Below are 1,344 nucleotides of genomic sequence, written 5' to 3'. Positions count from 1 at the left end.
CACAGGCGGGATCGTGGCCCGCGCAGAAACTGTGCAGGATATCGGAGACCAGCGGACCAAAGGTTTCATCAAACCCCGCTTCACGGGCGTAAAGATCCTGGTGGCGGGCCGCCAGCCATTGCATGTCGGTTGGGGCGAATCGGCGCAGGGTCACATCCATCATGCAAACAGCATAGCGCAAAGCCGGCTTGCGTTTCAGCCTGCCGCGGGCTAGCACCGGCTGCAATCCGCTGACCGGCATTGGAGTGTGCAATGAGTATCAACACCGAACGCGACATTGAGGCAAACATGCAAATCGGTCCGACCGATCAGGGCATGGTGCGGATTTTCATTGATACCGGCAGCGTTGAAATCCCGATGGACTTTGACCCGGAAGAAGCCGAGGAGATCGCAGAAGAGATCCGCGCCGCTGCGCAAGCGGCGCGCAGCGTCAAGTAACGCAGTCGTTCCGGCACTCCGCACCCGCCTCTCTGCACTGAACGCAATGGCCTGCCAAGACAGCGCCACAAGCGTGCGCAGCGCGCCGCAGGCGCGCTGCCGGGCCCAAGGCGGCCAAGGGGGCGCGGCGCAGCCGGGGCACCTGCAGGCGCGGGAGCCTCCCCGCCCGCGGTCAGGCTTCCGGCGCGTCGCCCCCTGCCCCATCCAGCAGCACCCCATCCAAGCCAGGGCGCGGATCGCGCAAGGATTGCAGGCGGCGGGCAGAATCCATGGCAAACTTCTGAATCAGCTTCTTGCGGCGTGCTGGTGCCATCTTGTCCTCCGGCGCCATGCGGATAATCTCGGCATCATAAGGGTCGGCAATGATCAGCCCGGTGCCGTCCGGCAGCAGCTCGGTTGGAAACTCCGTATCCACCGCCCAGAAATAGCGGTCGCACCATTCCAGATAGCCCGCCCATTTGCTGTCGGACTGAAAATCGGCGCGGCTGGATTTGCACTCAATCACCCACAGATCCCCCTTCGGCCCCAGCGCCATCACATCGACGCGCAGCCCGCGGACCGGCACAAATTCCTCCAGCGGCGCATAGCCCAGCGAGCGCAGATAGCGCGACACCCCGCGGGCGAGTTTCTGTCCGGGCTGCAGATCGTCCATCATGCGGGAGAATGTGAACAATAAGGGAACAGATTGCAATCCTGCGGTTTTGACCGGAATTGACGTGCCTGTGCTGCGTTCCCCTTGTAACAGAACCCAAGTCGGACTACTTACGGGTTTGGCGGGTTCTGCCCTTCTTGTGACAGGCAGCATTCCAGTGGCCTTAAGCAATTCCACGGGAGCTGGCTCTGTTCGGACCCTGGTCCGTTTACCTGGCGCCCACCTGTACATACAGGTCCCCGGGAATCAACGCC

2 protein-coding genes and 1 pseudogene are annotated in these 1,344 nt (G+C 62.4%); 1 reads left to right on the top strand and 2 read right to left on the bottom strand.

Going from position 1 to position 1,344, the window contains the following annotated elements; all coding sequences use genetic code 11:
* Positions 1 to 241: pseudogene (locus A2I95_RS38510) on the bottom strand (hypothetical protein); the annotation flags it as partial.
* An 11-nt stretch (positions 242 to 252) separates the two neighbouring features.
* Between A2I95_RS38510 and A2I95_RS38505 the strand changes: the two are divergent.
* The gene (locus tag A2I95_RS38505; protein WP_044008416.1) at positions 253 to 438 is read left to right on the top strand and encodes a DUF6324 family protein; all 186 of its coding nucleotides are present in this window, start codon (positions 253 to 255) and stop codon (positions 436 to 438) included.
* A gap of 172 nt (positions 439 to 610) precedes the next feature.
* Here the strand turns inward: A2I95_RS38505 and A2I95_RS38500 are convergent, their stop codons facing one another.
* Positions 611 to 1,093: an MmcB family DNA repair protein gene (locus A2I95_RS38500; RefSeq protein ID WP_291737665.1), complete on the bottom strand. Its 483-nt coding sequence runs from the start codon at positions 1,091 to 1,093 to the stop codon at positions 611 to 613.
* Positions 1,094 to 1,344 lie beyond the last annotated feature (251 nt).

The organism is Leisingera sp. F5 (assembly GCF_001593695.1).
Note: the sequence above shows the minus strand (reverse complement) of the source record. Positions and strands in the feature narration are given on the sequence as shown.